The following is a 20,849-nucleotide window of genomic DNA, read 5'->3' on the forward strand; positions in this document are numbered from 1 at the left end:
CGGAAAAATTACATCATGCCGCCCATCTATTAACCCGTTCAATACAGTGAAATACGTTTCAAAAACATTGTTATATCAGCATTTTCACTCAAGTGAAACGAATAGGATTTGCTGAATACACATATGAACATGAGCAAAACATGAGCATTATCCCTTATAAATTTTTACTATAGACTTATTTTAACAAGTTCATCCTTCTACAATCGCACCTGTTTGTTGCAGATATAATCGATAGGAATTATGTACTAAAAGGCAACTAGCTTCTTGCACTAACGCTCACCCTTTAGTTGAAGAAATTTGATTCCGTCTATACCAGTTCATTTTCCTCATTACTTTAAGCCCCTTATCAATTTTCAGGATCTTTTCTAAATTAAAAAAACACCATTACACAAACTGCAATGATGTCTTCACACGTTTTCCAGGTTTAGGTCAATATTATTGTCCAGCACGGTCTATGTTAAAGCTGAAATAAAACCATATACAATACAAGAAAGCCAACACTTGCTGCCCCAGAAAATATTGTCATGTTACGATGTTTCTTTTTTACTCCAATGGCGAGCGAAATAATTGAAGCAACTAAAAGCAGTGTTATGAATATTTTCATTCCTATCCCCCCGAAATTTTGAATTAACGCTAGTCTATCATTATAATATGCCGATTCGTCAAATTCACCTGCGGACTTATGGTAAATAACTTGCAGTCTGAATCCACGCTTCCCATCATCCCTGAATTATATTCATCATTACCTTCTAACTGCTCACGTTCCTCTTTAGTAATGGCTCATAGTCACATATTAATAAAAATGAGTATCCCATTACCTCAGAAAATGAATGAATCAAAAAAGCAGAAATCAGCTTTTTTGATCTTTTCTTCATCGACTAACGCTCCCTTTAGTTTAATATCTTTTTATTAAACGTCCCAAAAAATATCCAACTATGCATGTGAAGTAAAGGAACAATATACTAAAAATACCTATACTTACGGATGGAGACAGCTCAAAGAAATATCTAATTGCTCCATATATTGGTATAGTCAAGAGAAAATTTGCAGGGTAGAAAAGAGGACCCAAAAGCATATAGTAACCTACTATATATATAAGTAAGCCTATACCCCAATATTTCGTGATGAATAAGGCAAAATTAACGTAATTTTGCTTTCCCATATATGCACTGTAAAAGAACATAATAATAACAAACAGTATTGAGGAAATTGCACCAATTAAAGTAGGTTCACTCTTCATTACATGAGTATCAAAACTAATCCAACCAAAAATGGCACTAACAAATAAAATAAAAATTACGTGTTTATACATAACTCCCCCAGTTTACTTTTTAAAAAAAGTGGATATTTTTATTAATCTCTCATTCCCCCTAAACTTGATAATGAGAACAACTCTAATTTAATCTTAACATTTATTTCCTATTAATTAGGTAGGTAAAGAGCAATCCTAATTAATAAAACGCTTACTATAGTTTAAGTGAAAGGAACAACATACTATATACAATATTCCAATGAGATAACCGAATTTTTGTTTTGAATGCACCCATTTGCTATCATAATTTTTCTCATTGGAGTGTTATCAACTTTAGTTGCTCCAAGATAAGATTTTGCATTAAATTCGTTTTTTAGTCTATATAGCCCTACTAAATGAAGCTGTTGCCCTAACCCTTTTCGCAAATATTTTGGGTGCATACCTATCCAAAATATACGCCCTTCTTTATCCATATCGGGTTCTATATGAGGAAAAACTACTCCAACAGGTTCATTTGTAACTAATACTGTAAACATATCATTTATTTGTGAGGGTAATTCTGTTTTCATACTCGTTAAGAAACTCTGTGTCTCGTTAAAACTCCTCCCCATTACCTCAGATAAAAAAGATATTGAGTAAGTATTATAAATCGACCATATTTCATAGTTTGGGACTGAGTTTGTATTAAGTTTTGTGAACTCCTTTGTAAAGATAACTCTTTCGCCAACAATTTTCATCTTCTCTTTTGTAAAACTTAATTTATCTAGAAGAGTTTTCGGACATTCAAACATTATTTTTTTCTCTTTTCTATTATTTGAATTAGTGATAAGCTCCTTTATTATTGTATCAACATCATTCGTATTAGTAACTTTATCCTCTAAAATTTCTAATATAATTTCGTTGTCATTTTTTATGTTATGTACGCCTACACTTTTTAGCTTTTTAAATATTTCATCCATAAAAATCCTCCGTCATATACTAGTTCTTACACTATTCTCCCCTTTAGCACTGCAATAGCACCAAAAACTTCTTAAAGTATTGCTACTCCGTTAGTTGAAGAAAAAAAATAACATAATTATGAAATTACACTCCTAATTAATCTTTGCTTTAAGATATAATCTATAGAAAAGAATATAACAGCAAAGATTGAAAAAAGTAATGTAGAATAATTGAAAAATATTTCAATGAATGTAAGTTGTGTGAAAGGCGTTGATTGAATAATAACTCCATACGGCAGGATAAATGCAATTCCGAATAAAATATGAACCACGAGAGAAAAAACATTCGAGTATTTTTTCACTTTGAAACTAATCATATCCGAAATTACAGATAAAATAATTCCGTAAAAGAAAATAACAGGTACAACATGAGTCGAATATGCTAAAATTCCTATTACCCAACCTCCATCCACAGATGGAACAGGCACAACTATATTTAGAATTAGAACTGCAAGTATTGAAGTATATACAGCGACAATAATCTTTCTCATTCCATCTTCTCCAAGAGCAAATACAATAAATATTAAAACTACTAAACCCAAAATAAATAATGCATAATACATGGAATTCCTCCTCTTTATTTGAACATATAAGAAGTTCTCTTATTGAACTCTTCTCCCCCAATACTTGAAGAACAACCGTCCTCAAAATTAATCTTAACATTTATTTCCTTTTAATTGGATAAGAAAAAAGCATTCCTTATTAAAGAAATGCACTCCCGTTTCTTTAAGTACAAGTATTCACAATAGGCTTAGTCTTCGGAGTCGCCAATTATTTGAAAGCCACTCTGGAAAGTTATAATATCCACTTTATTACCGTTTTTCTCAAATGTTTTTAGACCCCCCATTTGGTCAACTTCTTTCCAACCTTTAAGTTTAATTTGCTGAAGGTATAGCCTGTTTATGCCTATAAAACTATAAGAAATACTCTGGTCAGAATGAATTTCTTCTACTTTTGCATTTAATGGAACTGGAAAGTCATTAACATCTGATGACTTTACTGTACCGAAGCCGACTCCTATAACTAAAGAAATTAACCCAATTATTAATAAAATCAATGTTTTCTTTTTCATTTAATAAAAACCCCCTTTTTATTATAGACAATTGAACTAATCTCCCCTTTAGCGCCGCATCAGTACCAAAGGCTTCTTAAACTATTGCACCCGTTTGTTTAAGTACATTACTTCACAATAGGTTATTCTTTCTTTTCATTCTTTTTCCATTTTGTATAATTGTAAATGATGAAAGGGGCACACCAAAAAGCGCTTGAGTGCTCCAAGCGCTTTTTTCGTTTAAAATGCCGTATTAAAGAGTTGTTTCTGCTTATGACTAACGAACAAATACATCCTTTGTTTTTCTTCTTAATTCCCTTACCCAAATCTAAAAGGAAGGATTTATATAAGGGAAATATAATACGCAATCAGACCTGTGAGTGCCAGTAAAACAGTACCCATAAAGAGTCTTTTTCTCTCAAAATGGACAAACCCCATTGAAAGGAGAGAGAGTAAACTAACGAAAAGCAAATAAGTTGGCTCTTCTGACCCGCTATATTGGGTAGGGAGATAAAGTAGAATGATAATAGAGAATGGAATGAGCATTTTTAAAAAATTCTCCTGCTTTTTCTTCTCACTTTTACGTCTGACAAAGAGATAGGTTATGAAGACAACGGCAACCATTATAATACTGTAGCTTATTCCAGACATCGTTTAATCCCCCCTGCTTTTAATTATTGGAGTGGATCATTAAAGGCCTTTGACCTGGCTTCAAGAAACCAGTAATTGGCGTCCAGTCTCCGGTCCCCGATATCTATTAGGGTATCAATAACATTGTAAGAGTAAATGCCTGCGGCAATTAAAACAGCAGGGGTTAAATAACCCGCAGTTCCTAAAATAATTCCTGCAGCCAAGGAAATAATCTCCTGAGAGGTAATGGTTGTCAGCGTACTTACATCATCGGATATTCGGTCTACTACATTACGAAATTCCACCAGCTCTACATCAGTGTTATCTGTATATCTTAATTCCAGCTCAGTAGTAGTCGCAAAACCATCCCAGATGAGCCAATCATCTCCACTGTACTCATAAAATGCCCCAATAAATCCAGTAGAATTGGAACCCACGGTTTGAACGACATTGGATAACGGCTCACCACTGGATAAGTATAACTCCTCATAGTCTTCTAAAGGGTCCGATTCAATAAGAAGGGCACCTTCACAGAAATTACCAGTAGGATCATCACAAGGGAGTGGCACCGGACCTGGGACTTCCCCCTCTTTAGGCTTATTGGGATCTACATAACGAATCAGCATCGGAAATTCATCACTGTCCTGTTTACTAATGAAAATCAAATCATTACTTACGCTGTAATCAATATTGTAGCTTCCATTATCAATAGTATCAAACACTAACGTTCTACCTGAAGAATTGTTTTTGCTCATTGTAATACTTGAGCCGTTCACTAATTCTGTAGGCAACCCTAATTCAAAAAGGTACTCCTCAATTTCACCTTCAGTAGACGCTCCAGCATACGCAAAACTTGTGGAAAAAATAATACTAAAGCTCAATAGAAATACCAATACATTAAACACCTGCTTTTTCACACACATCCCTCCTTAAAATTGGTAATATATGAAACTATATTCCAACCTTCTATTTCCTTTAGATGATAATTTAAAACATATTTATCCATATTGCGATTATTTTCCTATAATAAGGAAATAAACTTAATTCAAAAGTCCTTCATATAAGACTCTCTGTCACTATGGTCAGGTACATTGGATGGTTTTTGATGGATAACTCCTTAAGTGAGTTAAACCTTCATAATGTTAAGCACAATCCATATAAGTAGTAGGGAGGAACGCTAAAGCCCTCTGAAAAAACCTTTATAAATAGTACTAAGAAAATAACGAAACTTGAAAAACAATTCTTAAAAAACATGGTCTGCAATTCGAATAAATGGGATTATCTTTACTTTATTATTCGAGCGCCTTCTTTTTGTAGACAATGATAGTCATTACCAATAAAAAAAGCCCTCAAAAAAAGATCCTGACAACACAAAATAACTATGAAGAGTATCTCACCAACTGATTTATAGAATATCACATGGAATTAAAAAAAGAGCAAATTAGCGCTAACACAATATTTTCAGTGATGGTTTACGGACTTAAAGGCTAGTCCATCAGCCCTCCACATACCAGAACAAAATAATTACCAACTATTGATGGATCGTACCCATTGTCAGCCCATCATGTGATAAACTCAAGTACCAATAATTCCGGAAACATGTCAATAAACTTGGTGAATTGAGGAGGGAGGTAGAGAAGAATGAAAATAAATAGTGGAATGAGCACCTAAAAAAATATACCTTCTTCTTATTATTATTTTTACGTCTGATAAAGATATTCCAGACATCCCCTGTTGCCACCGATCCATTACCTCTAACTAATAGCATTGTGTCTGATAACTACAAGCTTTGTGGCATATTCTTTCTGTGACCGACTTAAAGGGATAAATAATTCGATAAAGCACTTCTTATGAGGTGCTGTTTTGTAGTGAGATTCAAGGTATCCGATAGAAAATTAGGGGAAGCGATTAAAAAGGAGTTGACATTTTGTCTTTATGGAAGTTTCTTTTGCTAGGAGTCTTCCTTTTTCATTCTATATAAAGAAGCGAAAAGAACCTTTACTCCCCACAATATTAGTAAAGCCCCTATAACTATGTTCACTTCACTCATCTTCCTTTTATTGGATTTTACCATGAAAACGAGTTTACTCTTTTACAAACCTCCCCTTTAGTTTAAGTGAAATACTTCACAAAATCTTATATTTTCTATTATCATATTAACATAAATTTTCCAATTCATTATCAAAAACCTAGGAACTACTCTTCAACAATTCTTTTGCTGAAAATCTCCTAAGTTTTTATTTTACTTTATTCTATCTATTGAACAACCCTAAATGAACAATTCAACAGCCTGGTATTACTGCCTTCTTGTTTGTTCATTTGAGGTATACCCTAAACTAATTAAAAAGTAAGAAGCTCTATAAATTAAATTAGATTTATCTTTAAATCATAAAGACTTTCTATATGGTTCTTGTTAACAGTTTCGCGAATGCCTAAGTTATCATCCACCAAATTAAAAATGTTCATCTGAATAATTTCCATACACTTCAAAAATTCGAAGTGTGCGTTTACTTATAGTAAATTTATAAAATACGAGAATTAGCCTAGCAATCTAACAAAAAACGACCAGATCATCTGGTCGTTTTCTTTATCAATTTTCTCCTATTACTGCTTCAGCAATATTTACTGCATGGTCTCCTACACGTTCTAAGTTGCTAATAATATCGACGTAAATAATCCCTGCAGAACCTGTACATTTATTTTCATTTAATCGCAAAATATGCTTTTTGCGCAGGTCACGCTCCATTTTGTCAATTTTTTCTTCCTTTTCTAGGACAGACTTTGCTTCTTCTAAATCTTCTGTGTCTAACGCTCTGATTGCTTGTCTAAGCGTCGAGACTGTTAACTCGAACATGTCATCTAAGTCCGTGTTCGCTAATTCAGAAAACGTCACTTTATTCGTAATTTGGTTTTCAATCAGTTCCATGATATTTTCCATATGATCACCAATGCGTTCTAAGTCTCTAATCGTGTTCATTAACGTATGGTGTGATTTTGAGTCTTGATCAGACATAGAATGAGACGATACTTGAACGAGATAATTAGTAATTTTTTTATCTAAATTATTAATTCCGTCTTCATATTGTGGGATCATTTCTCTGTGTTTTTTTCCATGAGTTTTATAATATTGGTAAACTTCTTCGAGTCCTTTTTCTGATAATTCTGCCATACGTAGAACTTCTTTTTTCCCTTGTCCAATAGCTAATGCTGGTGATTGTCGAATAAATTGTTCGTCTAAATGCATGGCTTTATAGGCAATGGCAGAATCTTGTCCTGGAATTATTTTTACGGCTAACCAGGCTAGAACAGCAATAAATGGTAATTGAATAAGCGCATTCGATACGTTGAAAATTCCGTGAGCAAATGCAATCGTCATTTCCGGATTTAAATTCAAAGAATCTCGAATGAACTCCACTAAGATAGTAAAAGGTCTTAGTAATAATAATACAATCATTGTTCCTATTAGGTTAAATATGACGTGAGTTAACGCTGCACGTTTTGCAGCAATAGATGCTCCTACAGCTGCGATAACAGCAGTGATTGTCGTTCCAATATTGTCACCAAATAGAACAGGTAATGCTGCATCCAAATCCATTAATCCTTGCCCAAACAGTGTTTGAAGTAGACCGATAGCTGCTGACGAACTTTGAACAGCTACGGTGAAGAGAGTTCCAATAAGAACACCCAATAATGGGTTGTCACTCATGCTTACTGTTAAATCAGCAAAAGCTTGAACATCCCGTAGTGGACTTAGACCATCGCCCATAAAATTAAGACCTAAAAATAGAGCTCCAAAACCAAAAATAACTTGTCCGTAATTGTTGACCTTTGTATTTTTAAAGAAGAAAATTAAAAATGTTCCTACAGCAACAATCGGTAACGCATAGGCAGAAATCTTAATTCCGATAATAAACGCAGTTACTGTCGTCCCTATATTCGCTCCGATAATAACTCCGATTGCTTGCTTTAATGTCATAAATCCAGCATTCACAAGTCCAATAGTTAGAACCGTTGTACCAGTACTTGTTTGTAGTAAGATGGTTACAAATATACCAGAAATAACACCCATAATTGGGTTTGTTGTGAAACGGTCAAGAAGATCCCTAAGGCCATCCCCTGCTACTTTTTGAAGGCCATCTCCTAAATATTTAATTCCGAATAGAAAGATTCCTAATCCACCAAAAAACATAAACAGTAATTCCTGTAAGTCCACTTCCATCAACCCTTCCCTATAACACTCAACTGCACTTTCATAGTATAAAATGTAAATATCATTGAAAATAGATGATTTCTGTTAATTTTTTGTAAAGGTTTTGTAAATTTTATTTGTTACTTATGAATTAAAAAGCTAACCACTTGTCGATTTCGATAAGTGGTTAGCTTCTTGTTGGTTTTTCTCCGTTTTATCCTAGAGCCACATCCAAGATCATCATGACTACAAATCCGATCATTAAACTCATCGATGCTAAGTCTTTGTTTCCATTTTCGTGTGAACTTGGAATAACCTCTTCTACAACCACAAAAATCATTGCACCTGCTGCAAAACTTAACGCATAAGGTAATAATGGTTGCATTAATGTCACTAATAACACACCAATGACAGCAGAAATTGGCTCTACCATTCCTGAGAATTGTCCATAGAAGAAACTTTTTCGACGAGATACCCCTTCTCTTCGTAGTGGCATCGATACAGCAGTACCCTCAGGTAAATTTTGAATACCGATCCCTATCGCTAATGCAATCGCTCCCGTTAACGAAGCTGAAGGATATCCTGCAGCAACTGCACCAAATGCAACACCAATGGCAAGTCCCTCTGGTATGTTGTGTAATGTAATCGCAAGCACAAGTAGCGTGCTCCGTCTTTTCTTCTCTGGATTCATTCCTTCTGCATCTTTTAATGGAGCATTCGGGTGTAAATGAGGGATCACTTTGTCAATACTCCAAAGGAATACTCCACCTAGTAAAAAACCTATAGCAGCAGGGAACCAATTTGGCAAAGGTCCCATCTCTCCCATCTCAATAGCTGGGGATAGAAGAGACCAAAAACTTGCTGCAATCATAACTCCTCCAGCGAAGCCTAGCATCCCATCAAAAAACTTTAAATTGATTGTTTTGGTTGTGAAAACTAATGCTGCTCCAAGTGCCGTCATTCCCCATGTAAATAACGTAAAAATAATTGCTTGCGTCATTGGTTCTAATGTAGCAATATACTCAATCACGTATTTTTCCACCTTTCACTTCTCGCGCTCAACCCGAATTATTAGTTTATCCGTTTATAACATCATAAAAGGCATTATCGTTTAGAATATTATACCAAACGTTTGCCGTGTGGGGACGGTTCGCGCGTATCAGTCTATGATTTATATAATACCCGAAAGGTATTTACAAGGTTACTATTGTAGAAAAGTATACTCCAATTTAATCAATTTCTATTGTAATCCCTTCCTATATACGTTAGCTTTACCATACGACGATAGATATAGGAAAGGAGTGAGGTAATGAAATCAACCATTAACCAAGCTCTTGCTTACGCACTCGTTATTGGTGGTGCTGCCTGTTGGGGATTGACAGGAATGTTTGTGCAACAACTCTATGGGTACAATTTTACTCCTTGGCAAGTTGTCACCGTCCGTTTATCTATATCTAGCATCATTCTGTTTTTCATTCTTTTCCTATTTTCTAGAGAATCGTTACGTGTGAAATTAAAAGATCTCCCTTATTTTTTTGTACTAGGAGTCGTCAGTATTGCTCTGTTTAACTGGTTTTATTTTGCGGTGATGGAACGTGCAACTGTTGCGATCGCCGTCGTATTTATTTATACCTCTCCCATTTTCGCTGCGTTCATTGCTAGATTTTTATATAAAGAGAAAGTTACCATCCAAAAAAGTATCGCTATCACCTTAACAATTCTAGGATGCTCCCTTGCGATCGGGTTCATTCCAGCAGGCAATATATCGATCACTATAGGAACTTTGCTGTTAGGTCTACTTGCTGGACTATTTAATTCTTCTTACAGCTTAATTGGAAAATTCATTAGTGGCATTTACCATCCATTTACGATGACATTCTATGCGCTTGTTTTCGGCAGCCTTTTCACTATTCCAACGAGTGGTATTTGGGAACATCGCGATGCTATGCTTACCGGGGCTATCTGGGTACCTCTTCTAGGAATATCAATCATATCTACCATCTTTGCCTATATTTTATTCACGCTAGGTCTTTACTATGTAGAATCAAGCAAGGCAGTAATTCTTTCATCCGTCGAGCTAATTATTTCCGTTATCATCAGTGTTTACGTCTTAAATGAACTCCTAACGTTATGGCAATCATTCGGTATCGTTCTGATGATCATCTCGATTATTTTAACAGTTGCATCGTTTAGAAGAAGAGTGAAACAACTATACCCAGACAAAGATATTTCGTGGCAATAATATACGATTGTTTTCTTATTTAACATTGGTAGAGCTATCGTAATTAGCGCAGTTCAGAAATTAAATCCTTCAAGCTTAAACGTTTGAGACTAAATGACTAAACTTACTTTTTCCTCGTTATGCTTAAAAAAAGAAGCTGATCCACTCTGGAAAGAGGATCAACTTCTTATATCATTGCATTGCTTATTTGGACGATAGGAATGTTTCGATTTGCTCTTGATGATGATTATCATGTTTCGTAAACATGTCGACGATTTCTTTCGTTGTAAATGATTTCTCTGATCCTCTTATATTGAACGTCATCTGATCATCCAAAGTAGCAAGTTGTTCCATCAACAATTTACGGGCATTTATAAATTCCTCTATCAACCTAGTTGCTCGGCGCCCCTCTAAAGAAGCGATTGCTGCGCGGTTATAAACAGCGGGGTTCGGGAACGGAGGCAGGACAGCATCCTGCGCCATATGAGGAATCATTGATTCCATCAAATAGCTGTCCCAGTAGTATAAATGTCCGACGATTTCACGAACTGACCATTTCCCTGGTGCAATAGGAATGGTCAACGTTTTTTCATCATAACTCTTTAGGTTTTCTGCTAAAAAAAGTATCTTTTGCAGCTCGTTAACGTCTGTTGTCCTGTTTGTTCGATCGTTTTCATATGTACTCATTTCTTGTTCGATCTCTCCTCACCTTGTCTTCATTCTATATTCTGTTCGATTGATTCATCCTAACAAGCGTAAGCCCCTACCTACTAGTATACAGCTTAAGAAAAAAGAAAACTCATTTTAGTGAAAGAATAACCCATATACAAACAAACCGATTATAAACAAAGCACAAGACACAGCACTTAATAGGTAAGTTTGAGAGTCTTTCCTAAAAATCCATTCCATTAATTCCGATAATATGATGATTATACTAGCTTCGTATTATTTTGTTTTCTTCTATTACGTCGTATGACTTTATAAATCTGATAAAGGCTGCCAATACCAATTAATGTGCTTAAGGTGAGGTATAAAAACCCTCTATCCATTTCATCTAATCTAGCTATTGATGATACAAATACAATTACCATAAAGAAAAAGATAAAAAGATGAAAACCAATTTCAGTTTTATGATTAATATTCATTTTTTTCATTTCTGACCTCCATATATGTAATAAAAATAACATTCCCCTATCCACCCTCACGAAATGAAAATCAATACCTGGTTGTTAACTGTTTAAGTAAGTTGTACTATTGTTACAGTAATGGGTATAAGTTGTGAAATGAGGACTCGAACCTCTTTAGGTCACCCCGAAACCCTTACCATCATGCAACTTTCACCTGTTGCTAGGTGTGGTATTCGCCTTTTCATATTCGCTACCAACTTACTTTACCTATTAGATTATTGTTCTATTAAATCTGTTTTCCAATTTAACTCCTGAATTTTAACATCAAGTAACCTATATTTTTGTGATAATTCATCTATATACTTTTGAGTTTCTTTTACATTGATAGTCGTAACATACTTAATTTCAGTCATAGAATAACGATCATGTCTCATGGTAGCTTGTTCAATTAGTTCACTATAAATTTTTCTTTTCTGGCCAATTATATCTCTGTTAGTTAAAGCGTCAGCAAGAGATTGTGTCTTGTCATAATGAGTATGTAAATTTGTCCTATTTATCGTTTGAATGAGATGTTCTAATTTCTCTAATAGTTCCGTTAATTCATCCATAATAACCTTAGGCTCTTCATTAGGATGATCCCCTTCTTGAACTCTTACATTTTGTAATAAACGATTTCTTAACTGTTCGACTCTTTTCTGATAATCAGAACGCAATAATAATGCCTCAGCTAATTTCATCGAATCTCCTCCAAATGATAATTATAATTTAGCTTGTATTATTTCTTCTTCGCACTAACCTCTACCAAATACAAAAATACGATGATGACTTTTGCCAAAATGATTCTCCGATAAGAAAAATATTGACAAACTAAGACTATTTTTCTTGCTGTTTTTTAAGTAATTCTATCATTTCACTATTTTGTTCATTTACCTTACTTAATTTACGCTCTATTGCAAATAACGTTGACATCATTAAAGCGAATGCAATAATCCAAAATAAAAACATTTTCTCTCTCCTTAAAACTTTATATCCTTTTGCTTTTCTTCAACCGTACTAGCCATTAAATTTACAACATGAGAAAGCATTGTCCTGATATCTCTAACGTTTGTTTAAATATACTAACTTATCATATTTTAACATTTATTCCCTTTTAATAGGTCATTAGATTTTAAAAAACGTTTCGTGTATTTTTAAGTTCTTTTATATGAAGAAAAGTCACTTCTAAAGCTAAAATCCTAAAACAGAGTATTGTGGACTGTGTTGCCGAAACATAGATGAACGATTTATGAATGAGTTAGATTATAAATCTGCAAGTACATTAGACACCTTATATTAAACTACTTGTAAAGCTGTTAAGTCGTATATTCAAATCGCTACGTTTAAAATCTTCCATGAACTTTTTTACTGAAGTTGAAGCTAAGTTTATCTTCTAGAATGGATACATTCAAATTGATGCCCCGGAATGTCTAATTCTTTATTACCCAAATATAAATACATCGTCTGATGAGTAACCCCCCTTCCATTATCAATTATAGTTGAAATTATCATTTAAGAATATTGTCTCCTCCTTTTTCATAATGCCACACCTATCCTTGTGAAATCATTGTGAAATATAACTTCACAAACATTTCACGTCAAGAACTCTTTACCTAATATGCCAATTGGGGTATATTATTAAGTGTAAATAAATAATAATAATTATTAAAAAGGAGTTGTTATCAATGGAATATAATAACAATCAACAGGAGCAACAAGTTATCTCATTACCCCGCATCGGTGATCCTGCACCAGCTTTTGAAGCAGAAACAACACATGGGACACTTCAGCTTGAAGACTTCAAAGGATCATGGGTGATTTTGTTTTCACATCCAGCAGATTTCACACCAGTATGTACAACAGAGTTCATTGCCTTTCAGGAAATCGCAGATGATCTACGTAAGTTAAACACTGAACTACTTGGACTAAGCGTCGACAGCGTTCATTCCCATATCGCCTGGGTTCGAAATGTTAAAGAAAAAATGGGCGTTGAACTTACCTTCCCAATCATCGCAGATTTAAATAAGGATGTCGCGAAAAAATATGGCATGATCATGCCTGGTGAATCAACTACTGAAACCTCACGGGCAGTTTTTGTAATCGATGATAAGCAAATCGTGCGCGCAGTCATTTATTACCCACTCTCTACAGGGCGCAATATGCCAGAGATTCTCCGACTTGTAAAGGCACTTCAGACAACTGATGAACACGGTCTTGCGACACCTGCAAACTGGCAGCCTGGGGAAATGGCAATTGTGCCCCCTCCAAAAACTCAGGAAGAAGCTGATGAAAGAGCGGCGAGCGATGAGTTTGAATGTAAAGACTGGTATTTCTGTAAAAAGCATATCTAAGTATGAATGACTATGTGATGGACTATTCAACGTAAACTGTTGTTTCTTAAACATTGATGATCGTTCCTCATTGGGATAAGCAACGTATTTGTTTATTGATTAATTAATTTTTTGATTTGAGGAGGTATTTAAATGGCCTGTGTAAATGGAGATGGTACATTGACTCAATCTGCAAAATCTGTACTTAGCAGCCTTGATAATAAGCCAATGTCTGCTGAACAGTTATCACAATTGATATCTGTACCACTATTTAAAGTCAGAAGCAGCTTAAGAGATATGAAAAGTATGGGTCTCGTCAAAATGACTAATGACGAGCATTACGAAGTGACTGAAGGCGGACGAAAACTCTTGTCCCGCTAGATCTGTTTAACAAAATTTCTCTAAAATAAATAAGTAACTATAATCCATCTCACTTTTAGTTAATGAAGTTTGTGAATTCAATTTCAAGGATCCAAAATTTAAAATTTTGTTCTAATAATGATTCCACTTTCTCGTAAGTGAAAGAATCAAGACACTAGTTGTGCAAAAAATTTTCCAGTAAATAAAAAGCCAGTTCAAGTATGCTAATTTCAGCTAAACTTGGACTGGCTTTTAACATTAGTTTGAAACACTTGTCCCTTAATAAGTAATGATGTTTAGACTTTTTATGCTTAATCTAAAAAATTAACCATAGACTAGCTCTTTTTCGCTTATTGGACTAAGAGCAAGCGTCTTCGCCGTTGAAATTTGAATTTCCTTCAAAAGCTCTGGGTTTTCCAATAGTGATAAGCCATAAGAAGGAATCATTTCTTTCAGTTTCGGTTCCCACTCTTCCACATGTTCCGGGAAACATTTGTTCATCACATCGAGCATAACGTGAACAGCAGTAGAAGCACCCGGAGAAGCCCCTAGTAATGCTGCAATCGAACCATCAGCGGCAGTAACGACTTCCGTTCCAAATTGAAGCGTACCTTTTCCGCCTGCCTCTGTATCTTTAATCACTTGCACACGTTGGCCCGCTACAACTGAATCCCAATCCTCGCTTTTCGCGTTCGGGATAAACTCACGTAACTCTTCCATGCGCTGTTCTTTCGATAACATCACTTGCTGAATCAAGTATTTTGTCAATGACATCTCTTTTGCGCCTGACGCCAACATCGTTAAGACATTATTCGGCTTTACGGAAGTGACTAAATCGAAGAATGAGCCAGATTTTAAAAACTTTGGTGAAAATCCGGCAAATGGTCCAAATAGTAACGATTTTTTATTATTGATATATCTTGTATCAAGATGAGGAACAGACATTGGCGGCGCTCCAACCTTTGCTTTTCCATATACTTTTGCATGATGCTGCTCAATAACAAACGGGTTATTACACACCATAAACTGACCGCTTACTGGGAATCCACCAATATGTTTCCCTTCAGGAATACCTGATTTTTGCAGTAAATGTAGGCTTCCACCTCCGCCTCCAATAAAGACGAATTTTGCACTATGAGATTCTACTTTATTGTTGTCTGTATTCTTCACTTTCAATTTCCACGATCCATCGTTCTCACGATAAATATTTTCAACGCTATGTTTGTAGTTTATATCAACGTTGTTAGTCTTTAAATGGTCAAACAACATGCGTGTTAATGCACCAAAGTTAACATCCGTTCCAGCGTCAGACTTTGTTGCCGCTATCGCTTCATTCAATGGGCGGTCTTTCATAATAAGTGGAATCCAATCCATCAGTTTTTTTGGATCATCAGAAAATTCCATTCCATGGAAAAGAGGATTGTTTGACATCGCTTCATAACGTTTCTTTAAAAACGTGACATTTTCTTCCCCTTGTACCATACTCATATGAGGAAATGGCATAATAAAGTCTTGTGGATTGTGTATTAGTTTACTGTTCACAAGATAAGACCAGAACTGCATAGAAACCTGAAACTGTTCATTAATCTTTATCGCTTTACTTATATCTACAGACCCATCTTGCTTTTCTGCTGTGTAGTTTAGTTCACACAGTGCCGCATGGCCCGTCCCCGCATTATTCCATTCATTAGAGCTTTCCTCTCCTGGTTTTGAGAGTTTCTCAAACACTGTAACATTCCAATCTGGTTCTAATTCTTTTAAGAGTGTCCCTAACGTCGCACTCATGATTCCAGCACCAATTAAAATGACGTCTGTTTTAGTTTCTAAGCTGCTCATTTTATCAACCTTTTCATCTGAAATTTTAAAAATAAATTTAACCATCACACCAAACGGAGGCGCGACCTGGACACATATCTTTTCTATATCAATGATAACGTTCTCATAATCTATTACAATAATTTAGTAATTTAAGTTTCTACTATTATATGATAATTATGAATTATTTACAAGTTGGTAATAGTGTTAAGTTCATCCGCTAGAGTTAAGTCGACATACTGCCGAAATATAAAATAACTAAATATTCTGAATATTTATTTTGATATACTGTTTAAATACTGGTATTCTCGTAAATCGTTAAAACAGAAGCGAAAATTTATGTCATTCTCGAAGCTTAAATATAAAGAGTTTACGAGACGTTTATATATGTTCAAGAAACGCTCCCCCATTTCTATTAATATTTTAAGTCAATTATTTCTATTAAATTCAATTAAATCTTAAAAACCTTCCTCTTCTAGCTTAAGTTAAACTAGCTTTCAATCATTAAAGAAGGACTAATTCCTATTTTTATAACTCGTGAAGATTGTGAATGTAAATAAAACAAATATTACGATACCAACACCTAAAAAAGGTTAATAATAATGTCCATCATTCTTTCCCCCTATAGGAAACATCTGTAAGGCGCATATGTATATATTTCACGAACTGACTATTAGTTAATAAAACTCTATGGGTGCCCACCAATCATTGCATTAATTAAGTAACCGACGAACATGAAAATAAAGAAACTAAAAGTCATAATCATATTAAATATTATTAGTAGTCTACTCCTTCCAAAGTATCCAGATAAAATACCTAACGGATTAATAATAAAGGTTAAAAGCCAATAGCCATATCCATACTCAAAAACAATATTAGGTACCCATACAGAAATTCCAATTAAAACACATATAGCTGATAAGGCCTTCCATCGTTTACTTGACTTTATTTTCATACTCCCCACTCCTGATCGATTAGATTCAGTAAAGACAATGCTTGTTAATTCCCATGTTTGTTTAAGTACGTTTTTATCACCTTATTTTAACATAAATATCCAATTTTTTCAGATTCACGTACTTCTATTGTTTTGATCATTAGAAGAAGTCCCAGCGAAGCAAGGAAATGCCCTACAAAAGTGTAGGGCATTTCCTTTATGAATATTTAGTCTTACTATTTTTTCCACAGGGTGCCGTTTTCTAACATCACTAGAATCTCATAAATCGCTGTTGATTTCTTTCGGTAATCGAGGGGAAGCTTCTGGAACTTTTCGTGGTTGATAATTTATCACATCCGAAGAATAAAGCGTCACCGACATACTTCCGTTAGATCCTTTTGTTCGAATTAATATCGGTTGATTATAGTTGTTTTGAAAGGTAAAGTCTGGTCCGTACCAACTTACTGTCGCATCACGTCCTGGTGGAACGTAAGGAACGCGTCTACTATGAGAGAAACGCTGGACGATTTTCAGACCAGCATGATCAACAGCATTAAATAATGTCGATGACACCTGACAGATTCCTCCACCTACGCCTTCAGAAAATTCACCTTTAACTATAACAGGAGCACTAACATATCCCTTTGCTAATGTTCTTTCCCCTACAGCTCTGTTAAATGAGAACGTTTCATTAGGAAAAACAACGTGATTATCCATTGCTTCTGAAGCGAGTGAGATATTGTGCGACCGATTTTTATTATTCGAATTATAATAAGTAACATACTCCCCAATTGGTTGGACACGGATGTGAGCTAGTAACTCACTATCTACTTCTGGATATATATCTAACACTGACACTTCTATCTTCCCAGATCCATTACCGAAAATATAAGCATAGAAATCTTCCATAAATGCTTCTTGATCAAGTTTGTATCCCACCTGTCCTTGGACAGTTTCACCATCGTCATTAATCATCGCATTGACCGGATCGCGATGAATTTGCTGATCTAATTTTTCAATGAAGTGATCGGTTTTTTCCCTATCAATTAATAAAGTATCAAGAAGAGAGTTTGTAAAGTCATCACGGTTCACGATAGCTAACGTCTCTCCTTGTAGCGTCACCTCTAAGCTATCAGGAAGATCAACGGCTTGCGCCAATAATATTAGAATAATCATGCAAACTTGTGTCATAAGTAGGCAAACCTCCCCTCATTAGTATGATCAGGAGGTTCCTATTTCATGTGTTAAACGTTGGGCTATCCTGAAAATAATGAGTTACGAAATGACCTCCACTCACTTTCCTGTTTAAAAATGGAATGCTTCTACCTTGAGACATATACTGCACTGTTTATATAATGGTCCTTCCGTATAGTCATGCTGACAATTTAACTGAATCTCTTGTAAGTGATTCTCCATAAGCGCTAGATTGATTTTCAATTGTTTCATTTCTTCACTTATCCTTTGCGCCTCTGTCTGCATTATATAATCCTCCCATTTTTTTATTGATAAATATTGCTCCCTGCTTTTTTAAACTCTTCTGACTTCTTATGCATGCCTTTCTCAATATCCTCTTTTGTAAAAAGTTCATTGTCCTTTGCGTAATTACGAATGTCTTGAGAGATTCTCATACTACAAAACTTAGGTCCACACATAGAACAAAAATGAGCAGTTTTAGCCCCCTCAGCTGGTAATGTTTCATCATGGTACTCGACAGCTCTCTCGGGGTCCAACGCAAGATTAAATTGATCTCTCCACCGGAACTCAAAACGAGCTTTTGAAACGGCATCATCCCTCTTTTGTGCACTTGGATGCCCTTTAGCTAAATCAGCAGCATGCGCAGCAATTTTGTACGTAATCACTCCTTCACGAACATCATCTTTATTCGGTAGTCCTAAATGTTCTTTAGGCGTGACATAACAAAGCATTGCCGTTCCGTACCAGCCAATCATTGCCGCTCCTATGGCCGAAGTAATGTGGTCATAACCTGGTGAAATATCCGTCGTAAGTGGTCCGAGCGTATAAAAGGGCGCTTCATCACAAACCTCCAATTGTTTTTCCATGTTTTCTTTAATGAGGTGCATGGGCACATGCCCTGGTCCTTCGACCATCACTTGTACATTGTGCTTCCAAGCAATTTTTGTTAGTTCACCAAGTGTGTCTAACTCTGCAAATTGCGCTTCATCATTTGCATCCGCAATGGACCCTGGTCGTAAGCCATCGCCTAATGAGAAGGATATATCGTAAGCTTTCATGATTTCACAAATCTCTTCAAAATGAGTATATAAAAAGCTTTCTTGATGATGATATAAACACCACTGTGCCATAATAGATCCTCCACGGGAAACGATTCCCGTTAATCGATTTACAGTAAGAGGGATATATCTCAAGAGGACACCAGCATGAATCGTGAAGTAATCAACGCCTTGCTCCGCCTGTTCAATCAATGTATCAAGGTAGATTTCCCACGTTAGATCTTCTGCAACACCATCAACTTTTTCTAACGCTTGATAAATAGGCACGGTACCAACAGGCACAGCAGAATTTCGAATAATCCATTCGCGGGTTTTATGGATGTCCTTTCCCGTTGATAAGTCCATAATATTGTCCGCCCCCCATCGTGTAGCCCACGTCATCTTCTCTACTTCTTGTTCGATGGAAGAGGAAACCGCTGAGTTTCCGATATTTGCATTAATTTTCACATGAAAGTTACGTCCGATAATCATCGGTTCTATTTCTGGATGATTAATATTTGCTGGAATAATCGCACGACCTTTGGCAACATCATCGCGAACAAATTCTGCTTCTACTCCTTCTCTTATCGCAATAAATTCCATTTCAGGAGTGATTATTCCTTGTTTAGCGTAATGAAGTTGAGTGACATTTTTCCCCTTTTTAGCTCGTAAAACATTTCTTTTTAAACCTGGAAAGACCATATGGTTCGCTCGAGGGTCGTTTGCATCTTTATATCCGTTATCCTCCGGTTTGATTTCGCGATTTTGATACTCTTCCACATCCCCACGTTCTTTAATCCACATGCTACGAATGCTAGGAAGACCTTTCGTAATGTCGACAGAGTATTCTGGATCTGTATAGGGTCCACTCGTATCATAGACTCGAAGGGGTTGATTTTCTTCTTCACCGAAAGAACCTGTTGTTGGGCTTAAAGCAATTTCACGCATCGGCACTTTTACATCAGTACGAGATCCTGATACATAAACCTTTTTACTGTTAGAAAAACTTGACATAATCGAAATATTTTCACTGTTAAATGAAGACGTTGACATCCTACATCTCTCCCTATTTTTTAATAAATGAAGGACAAGATACAGACCATACCGAACGTGAAAGTCTATAAGAGAACACAAAAAAAGCCGGATCCATAAATATAATGGAAGGACCCGGCTAAACTACATGCAGAAGTTATGTTGCATTGATGATCGTTCTAACTTCCCTACGCTGGTATGATCCAGATCAGGTCCAAAGGGTCAGAAACTTTAACGCGTTTCTTCTCAGCCCAACTTATTGGACTCCCCTAGTTATTTCTATTCGATTACTACACAGTATACTAGAAGGTTCAGAAAAGTCAACTTTTTCCAGGTGGCGAATGGGTGGGTGCCGAATGGGGACGGTTCTCATTCGGCACTCTAAGACTAATTGATCTGATCGTGAACGTTAATTAGTATTAATGATTCTAATTTCACCATAGAACAGTCCTTTTTCACCATAGATGTCCAAATTATATCCATAGTGGTCCTCTTTTTCTCCATAATCCTACGATTTTTCTCCATAGAAGTCCTGTTTCTCCTTAGAACGGTGATTTGTCATCCTAAAAAAACCTCGTCTTCACTTATTAGCTTGATAATTCATGCACAAAATCGTTTTTTTAAGCATAAATCCAAAAAACGA

The 20,849-nt window shown here is 35.6% G+C and carries 21 protein-coding genes and 1 riboswitch; of the genes, 3 read left to right on the plus strand and 18 right to left on the minus strand.

What is annotated here, in order from left to right:
- Positions 1 to 457: 457 nt before the first annotated feature.
- From QDN89_RS04255 to QDN89_RS04290, 8 genes are all read right to left on the minus strand, one after another.
- Positions 458 to 604 carry a hypothetical protein gene (locus tag QDN89_RS04255; protein ID WP_280768847.1) on the minus strand — a complete coding sequence of 49 codons (147 nt, stop codon included), beginning with the start codon at positions 602 to 604 and terminating at the stop codon, positions 458 to 460.
- A gap of 890 nt (positions 605 to 1,494) precedes the next feature.
- Positions 1,495 to 2,211, minus strand: coding sequence for a GNAT family N-acetyltransferase (locus QDN89_RS04260; protein WP_280768848.1), 717 nt, complete (start codon positions 2,209 to 2,211; stop codon positions 1,495 to 1,497).
- A 116-nt stretch (positions 2,212 to 2,327) separates the two neighbouring features.
- Positions 2,328 to 2,813, minus strand: a complete 486-nt coding sequence (locus QDN89_RS04265; protein ID WP_280768849.1) for a hypothetical protein — start codon at positions 2,811 to 2,813, stop codon at positions 2,328 to 2,330.
- Between the two features lie 188 nt (positions 2,814 to 3,001).
- Positions 3,002 to 3,322 carry a hypothetical protein gene (locus QDN89_RS04270; RefSeq protein ID WP_280768850.1) on the minus strand — a complete coding sequence of 107 codons (321 nt, stop codon included), beginning with the start codon at positions 3,320 to 3,322 and terminating at the stop codon, positions 3,002 to 3,004.
- Between the two features lie 321 nt (positions 3,323 to 3,643).
- Positions 3,644 to 3,952: a hypothetical protein gene (locus tag QDN89_RS04275; protein ID WP_280768851.1), complete on the minus strand. Its 309-nt coding sequence runs from the start codon at positions 3,950 to 3,952 to the stop codon at positions 3,644 to 3,646.
- A 23-nt stretch (positions 3,953 to 3,975) separates the two neighbouring features.
- Positions 3,976 to 4,848, minus strand: a complete 873-nt coding sequence (locus tag QDN89_RS04280; RefSeq protein ID WP_280768852.1) for a hypothetical protein — start codon at positions 4,846 to 4,848, stop codon at positions 3,976 to 3,978.
- A gap of 1,673 nt (positions 4,849 to 6,521) precedes the next feature.
- A complete protein-coding gene (locus QDN89_RS04285) occupies positions 6,522 to 8,150 on the minus strand; it encodes a Na/Pi cotransporter family protein (protein ID WP_280768853.1) in 1,629 nt (542 codons plus the stop codon).
- Positions 8,151 to 8,334: 184 nt separating this feature from the next.
- Entirely contained in the window at positions 8,335 to 9,120 is a 786-nt protein-coding gene (locus QDN89_RS04290) for a ZIP family metal transporter (protein ID WP_280769366.1), read from the minus strand.
- Positions 9,121 to 9,429: 309 nt separating this feature from the next.
- On the opposite strand from QDN89_RS04290, the gene QDN89_RS04295 reads away from it, so the two are divergent.
- Entirely contained in the window at positions 9,430 to 10,362 is a 933-nt protein-coding gene (locus tag QDN89_RS04295; protein ID WP_280768854.1) for a DMT family transporter, read from the plus strand.
- A 183-nt stretch (positions 10,363 to 10,545) separates the two neighbouring features.
- Here the strand turns inward: QDN89_RS04295 and QDN89_RS04300 are convergent, their stop codons facing one another.
- The 5 genes from QDN89_RS04300 to QDN89_RS04320 form a co-directional block, all read right to left on the minus strand.
- Positions 10,546 to 11,028 (minus strand): DinB family protein, encoded by a 483-nt coding sequence (locus QDN89_RS04300; RefSeq protein ID WP_280768855.1) that lies wholly within the window; start codon positions 11,026 to 11,028, stop codon positions 10,546 to 10,548.
- A 117-nt stretch (positions 11,029 to 11,145) separates the two neighbouring features.
- Positions 11,146 to 11,250 carry a DUF4181 domain-containing protein gene (locus tag QDN89_RS04305; protein WP_280768856.1) on the minus strand — a complete coding sequence of 35 codons (105 nt, stop codon included), beginning with the start codon at positions 11,248 to 11,250 and terminating at the stop codon, positions 11,146 to 11,148.
- Between the two features lie 20 nt (positions 11,251 to 11,270).
- Positions 11,271 to 11,495 carry a hypothetical protein gene (locus QDN89_RS04310; RefSeq protein ID WP_280768857.1) on the minus strand — a complete coding sequence of 75 codons (225 nt, stop codon included), beginning with the start codon at positions 11,493 to 11,495 and terminating at the stop codon, positions 11,271 to 11,273.
- Positions 11,496 to 11,743: 248 nt separating this feature from the next.
- A complete protein-coding gene (locus tag QDN89_RS04315) occupies positions 11,744 to 12,205 on the minus strand; it encodes a DIP1984 family protein (protein WP_280768858.1) in 462 nt (153 codons plus the stop codon).
- 136 nt (positions 12,206 to 12,341) lie between these two features.
- Positions 12,342 to 12,473, minus strand: coding sequence for a hypothetical protein (locus QDN89_RS04320; RefSeq protein ID WP_280768859.1), 132 nt, complete (start codon positions 12,471 to 12,473; stop codon positions 12,342 to 12,344).
- A gap of 716 nt (positions 12,474 to 13,189) precedes the next feature.
- On the opposite strand from QDN89_RS04320, the gene QDN89_RS04325 reads away from it, so the two are divergent.
- Together QDN89_RS04325 and QDN89_RS04330 are read left to right on the plus strand one after the other, a co-directional pair.
- A complete protein-coding gene (locus QDN89_RS04325; protein ID WP_280768860.1) occupies positions 13,190 to 13,855 on the plus strand; it encodes a peroxiredoxin in 666 nt (221 codons plus the stop codon).
- A gap of 132 nt (positions 13,856 to 13,987) precedes the next feature.
- Positions 13,988 to 14,215, plus strand: a complete 228-nt coding sequence (locus tag QDN89_RS04330) for a hypothetical protein (RefSeq protein WP_280768861.1) — start codon at positions 13,988 to 13,990, stop codon at positions 14,213 to 14,215.
- 303 nt (positions 14,216 to 14,518) lie between these two features.
- Here QDN89_RS04330 and QDN89_RS04335 read toward each other — a convergent pair whose 3' ends face one another.
- The 5 genes from QDN89_RS04335 to thiC all read right to left on the minus strand — a co-directional run bounded on the left by QDN89_RS04335 (position 14,519) and on the right by thiC (position 20,227).
- Positions 14,519 to 16,075, minus strand: a complete 1,557-nt coding sequence (locus QDN89_RS04335; protein WP_280768862.1) for a malate:quinone oxidoreductase — start codon at positions 16,073 to 16,075, stop codon at positions 14,519 to 14,521.
- Positions 16,076 to 16,697: 622 nt separating this feature from the next.
- Positions 16,698 to 16,964 (minus strand): hypothetical protein, encoded by a 267-nt coding sequence (locus QDN89_RS04340; RefSeq protein WP_280768863.1) that lies wholly within the window; start codon positions 16,962 to 16,964, stop codon positions 16,698 to 16,700.
- Between the two features lie 258 nt (positions 16,965 to 17,222).
- On the minus strand, positions 17,223 to 18,134 hold the full coding sequence (locus QDN89_RS04345) for a VanW family protein (RefSeq protein WP_280768864.1): 912 nt from the start codon (positions 18,132 to 18,134) through the stop codon (positions 17,223 to 17,225).
- A gap of 114 nt (positions 18,135 to 18,248) precedes the next feature.
- Complete coding sequence (locus tag QDN89_RS04350) at positions 18,249 to 18,422, minus strand: hypothetical protein (protein WP_280768865.1); 174 nt, start codon at positions 18,420 to 18,422, stop codon at positions 18,249 to 18,251.
- A 20-nt stretch (positions 18,423 to 18,442) separates the two neighbouring features.
- Positions 18,443 to 20,227, minus strand: coding sequence for a phosphomethylpyrimidine synthase ThiC (gene thiC / locus QDN89_RS04355; RefSeq protein WP_280768866.1), 1,785 nt, complete (start codon positions 20,225 to 20,227; stop codon positions 18,443 to 18,445).
- Positions 20,228 to 20,374: 147 nt separating this feature from the next.
- A riboswitch (TPP riboswitch) is annotated at positions 20,375 to 20,487 on the minus strand.
- Between the last annotated feature and the right edge of the window lie 362 nt (positions 20,488 to 20,849).

Source organism: Salipaludibacillus daqingensis (assembly GCF_029891575.1).
Taxonomy (GTDB): Bacteria; Bacillota; Bacilli; order Bacillales; family Salisediminibacteriaceae; genus Salipaludibacillus; species Salipaludibacillus daqingensis.

Coding starts and splice junctions, on each gene's coding strand:
- QDN89_RS04350 (WP_280768865.1), bottom strand. CDS start 18,422: ATGCAGACAGAGGCGCAAAGGATAAGTGAAGAAATGAAACAATTGAAA.
- QDN89_RS04335 (WP_280768862.1), bottom strand. CDS start 16,075: ATGGTTAAATTTATTTTTAAAATTTCAGATGAAAAGGTTGATAAAATG.
- QDN89_RS04255 (WP_280768847.1), bottom strand. CDS start 604: ATGAAAATATTCATAACACTGCTTTTAGTTGCTTCAATTATTTCGCTC.
- QDN89_RS04295 (WP_280768854.1), top strand. CDS start 9,430: ATGAAATCAACCATTAACCAAGCTCTTGCTTACGCACTCGTTATTGGT.
- QDN89_RS04270 (WP_280768850.1), bottom strand. CDS start 3,322: ATGAAAAAGAAAACATTGATTTTATTAATAATTGGGTTAATTTCTTTA.
- QDN89_RS04300 (WP_280768855.1), bottom strand. CDS start 11,028: ATGAGTACATATGAAAACGATCGAACAAACAGGACAACAGACGTTAAC.
- QDN89_RS04345 (WP_280768864.1), bottom strand. CDS start 18,134: ATGACACAAGTTTGCATGATTATTCTAATATTATTGGCGCAAGCCGTT.
- QDN89_RS04290 (WP_280769366.1), bottom strand. CDS start 9,120: ATGACGCAAGCAATTATTTTTACGTTATTTACATGGGGAATGACGGCA.
- QDN89_RS04340 (WP_280768863.1), bottom strand. CDS start 16,964: ATGAAAATAAAGTCAAGTAAACGATGGAAGGCCTTATCAGCTATATGT.
- QDN89_RS04330 (WP_280768861.1), top strand. CDS start 13,988: ATGGCCTGTGTAAATGGAGATGGTACATTGACTCAATCTGCAAAATCT.
- QDN89_RS04260 (WP_280768848.1), bottom strand. CDS start 2,211: ATGGATGAAATATTTAAAAAGCTAAAAAGTGTAGGCGTACATAACATA.
- QDN89_RS04310 (WP_280768857.1), bottom strand. CDS start 11,495: ATGAAAAAAATGAATATTAATCATAAAACTGAAATTGGTTTTCATCTT.
- QDN89_RS04320 (WP_280768859.1), bottom strand. CDS start 12,473: ATGTTTTTATTTTGGATTATTGCATTCGCTTTAATGATGTCAACGTTA.
- thiC (WP_280768866.1), bottom strand. CDS start 20,227: ATGTCAACGTCTTCATTTAACAGTGAAAATATTTCGATTATGTCAAGT.
- QDN89_RS04325 (WP_280768860.1), top strand. CDS start 13,190: ATGGAATATAATAACAATCAACAGGAGCAACAAGTTATCTCATTACCC.
- QDN89_RS04285 (WP_280768853.1), bottom strand. CDS start 8,150: ATGGAAGTGGACTTACAGGAATTACTGTTTATGTTTTTTGGTGGATTA.
- QDN89_RS04315 (WP_280768858.1), bottom strand. CDS start 12,205: ATGAAATTAGCTGAGGCATTATTATTGCGTTCTGATTATCAGAAAAGA.
- QDN89_RS04265 (WP_280768849.1), bottom strand. CDS start 2,813: ATGTATTATGCATTATTTATTTTGGGTTTAGTAGTTTTAATATTTATT.
- QDN89_RS04305 (WP_280768856.1), bottom strand. CDS start 11,250: ATGGAATGGATTTTTAGGAAAGACTCTCAAACTTACCTATTAAGTGCT.
- QDN89_RS04275 (WP_280768851.1), bottom strand. CDS start 3,952: ATGTCTGGAATAAGCTACAGTATTATAATGGTTGCCGTTGTCTTCATA.